The sequence below is a fragment of the Endozoicomonas sp. genome, assembly GCF_051008435.1.
Lineage (GTDB): Bacteria > Pseudomonadota > Gammaproteobacteria > Pseudomonadales > Endozoicomonadaceae > Endozoicomonas_A.
The window spans coordinates 1-3,482 of the sequence record NZ_JBPCXO010000357.1; the positions used below are offsets into that span (position 1 = coordinate 1).

General features: G+C 48.3%; 2 protein-coding genes. One reads left to right on the forward strand and one right to left on the reverse strand.

Translation table 11 applies throughout. The features are described from left to right. Positions 1-697: 697 nt before the first annotated feature. Positions 698-3,049, reverse strand: coding sequence for an FAD-binding protein (locus tag ACR2PX_RS17985; RefSeq protein WP_434000741.1), 2,352 nt, complete (start codon positions 3,047-3,049; stop codon positions 698-700). A gap of 273 nt (positions 3,050-3,322) precedes the next feature. Here ACR2PX_RS17985 and ACR2PX_RS17990 point away from each other — a divergent pair. Next, positions 3,323-3,482: transposase (locus ACR2PX_RS17990; RefSeq protein WP_434000742.1), on the forward strand; the 160-nt coding region annotated here is incomplete at its 3' end.

Genomic DNA, 3,482 nt, shown 5'->3' on the forward strand with positions numbered 1-3,482 from the left:
CGAAGTATCTTCATCATTATCTGGGCTGGAGGCGACGGCTGACAGAGGCTCGAAAACTGACTGTGGAGAAATTAACAAAGGTTATTGTTGATCATTGGGTCAACCAACCATTAAAGGTAACTTAGCCGACTACATGCTTGTGGTCGTTTATTTCAGTCTGGATAATTTTATCTTCCATCTGAGACCGAAGAATTCTCACTGAAATGTTTGGTGAGATTGATTCTTTATTCCTGTAAAACGATTTAAACTCTTTTTTCCGATTTTATTACGTTGATGACCATTGAATTTAAGTGGTTCCATGTTAATCCAGGGTTTTAGGAAGTAGGGTAGTGAGTAATCAGTCTACTGGGTTTGTGGAATTTATTGGATGTCCTTTTTTTTCTCAAACGCTAAAAACTGCAGAATCGAGTGTAAGAAGCGATCTAAGTATTTTTTCTAACTTAATTACGTTGATGATCATTGAATTTAAGTGGTTCTATGTTAATCAAGTGTTTTAGGAAGTAGGGTATTGAGTAATCAGACTACTGGGTTTGTGGAATTTATTGGATGTCCCTTTTTTTGTTTTCCAAGTCATCCAGCCACCACCATGTGTACTGGAACAGCACCTTAATTGGCGCTACGCGCCATATCCGGCGCACCAAAAAAAAGAGGTCACTGGCGTGACCTCAAATTACTGCCAACTACGTGCTTAACAAGGCTACAGGGTCTCCAGTGACCTCAGATCGTTTTGTTCCAGCTGCCGATCTGGCGTACAGTTTTCCGAACCACCGAAACACCACTGGGGGCGGGAGATAAAGCTTCGTGACAGGTTGGCATTATGATGACGGTTATAAATGTCCAGACGGATGGACTGACCTTTCACAAGGTCAACACAACCCTGAGACTTGTTGGCACCTTTATAACCGACTTCAGCGGTCAGGTTTTTGTCCACCCATACCTGGCCACAGGCATTCCAGCCGTTGATAATGTCGCTGCCGGTTGAGCCATTATCCTGGCTGAAGCAATAACGACCGCTGGCCTCTGCAGTAAACTCACCGGACAGCATCACCTCCCAACTGCGATCACCGTTTTTCGGCCATTCTGGATTCCAGTTATAGGAGCTGGCATGATAACTGTGATTTTTGGTCTCGTAAGCCCAACCAGCCCTCATGTGCTGCTGCTGATCGGCACCAAAATTGCCTTTCATCTCGTCCCAGCTGCCAGCAGCGCTACAGGTGCCACTGATAACCCCATCATCATTAATGCGGGCGTACATGCCAGAGAATTCATCAGGAAGACGGTCAACACAGTTATTAATCCCGTCGTCGTCACTGTCCTCGTTCACACAATAACCAAAGTAGGTCTCGGCGAAATCCTCTCCTTCTTTCGGTGACTGGAAACCATTACGGCGTGAGTGCTGGGTTGAGAAAACCCCGTAAGGATCAAGCTTGGCAATCTGGGTATTAAAGTCACTGCGCTCCTGCTGGTTCCGCGACATTACTGCAGGGTCGGTGAATACCCACTCATCGTTCTTGCCCCAGTGTGGCCAGTAATTAAAGTTAGACGCCAGATGTTTTATGATTTCGGTGTAGGGAGTGCTGACCCATTTTTCCAGACCATCTGACTCCAGGCCGTAACCCATGTACTCAACAAACTCCAGGTGCACCATTTTTTCCCCAGCCTTAACACCAGGACGAGCATGGTTGGCGGAAACCATCAGGCCATCATCAGCAACATCGAAACGCATGATAGTGCCAATCAGGGGCTGACAGGTGTTGTCACGGTCGTATATAGACTTGAGATACTGAACGGCATGCTGTATCTGACTCATGGGCATCGCTCCTTCATACTCCAGCTGGGAGAATGGTGGCGAACCTGCGTGGAAAACCTCTTTCTGCAGGGTAATCATGCGATGCACCGGCCCTACCAGACTGGTATGCCGGGATTCCACAGAAGCCCCGGGGGTGGCGTCACTGGCGATGACCAGAGGTGGCGAGTCTTTATACATCTGCAGACGTGTAGATTCGGTAGAGCACTTCAGATCGTTGCTGCACATCGCCAATTGCAGACCGAAGACGGCATTATCCCGCTGAAAGTCGCTGATTGCCGGAGCAAATAACTGGTTCTGGGCATAAGGGCTGTCAACCGGGTCGCTGGTACGGCTGCCGCAGAGATACTGAACAGTATCTTCACCGGGGAACCAGGTTAAAAAGACATAATCACAATCGGCTACGGCATCAGCGACACCACTAGGACTGTTTACAAACTTTTCTTCGTCAACGTAGCGAACATCCACACGCATATTGTATTGCGCTTCAACCTTAAGGCGCGCCCGGGCGACAAAGCCCAGCAGTCCCATATTGGTTTTTAATGCCCGCCAGAGATCCGGATCTTTTTTACCTGTTGTTCCTTCCGAGTAACGGCTGATTTTTCCGTCGGCACCGACCACGTCCAGCGCCACAACGTATGATGAAATGGTGGAAGGCCCACTGAGCGATGAGCCGTGAGCGCCAGTGGCGATTGCACCACCTATAGAGATACCACCATAGCCTGTGGATGCCATGCCGTGGCTGTACCCCTGTTTCGCCAAATGCTCCTGCAGGTCCTGAAATTCAACGCCACTTTCAACCTCAACGGTGAGTGGATAGGCTTCAAAAGCTTCAACCGGCCCGATATTCACCAGGTTTTTGGAGCGCACTACTTCACCGTTGTTATCGGCACAGATCACATCCGTTGCCGAGTGACTGGTACCTGCAGGTTTGACTTTACGACCACTGCTGACAATGTTGCGAATAGTGTCCTGCAGTTCTGAAACGGACTGTGGCTCGTGAATTTTTGTGGGAGGACATGCTGCCCCCTGGGTGTAATACGCCAACAGCTGAGAGTTTTTGTCGGCACAGTCTTCAGGACAGTTAAGGGCATTCTCTCCGGCGTCGGCCCTGCAGACGCCGTCACGACAACTGGTGGCCAGATGGGAAAGTGCAGGACAGAATGTCTGGGCTACTGTTGTCGAAGCTAACAATATGCCCAGCATCGTGCCAGCCAATTGTTTGCTGTACATCGTTATCATATTCAACTCCGTAATATTTATTATTATTTTTTACGGCGTCTTTTTGAGGAAAAGCAGACAACTTCGGATACTACCGAGCACATCAGCCGACAAGGTCTGACTCGAAAAAAAGAACGCTGGCAACAGATTAGACTTGACGACATACCTCAGTCAATCAATTAACACTGTTTTCATTCACCGTGTGGCGAAAGTCATTTCCCCGTAATTCCTTGATGTGAGGCAGTAGTTATGGACACCTTCATAAGAGAGTAAAATCACTCTGAGAGGTGACCAATGACTACCAAGAAAAAAAGAAAGCTCCATTCTCCAGAGTTCAAAGCTGAAGCACTTAAACTGGCTGAGAAAACCAGTGTGCCTTCTGCAGCAAAAGAGCTGGGTCTGCAAGAGTCTCAACTTTATACCTGGCGTACTGCTGCTAACCGGAAAAAGACGG

Bases quoted from the DNA above. Each gene is read 5' to 3' on its own strand.
- ACR2PX_RS17985 (WP_434000741.1), bottom strand. From the start codon at position 3,049: ATGATAACGATGTACAGCAAACAATTGGCTGGCACGATGCTGGGCATA.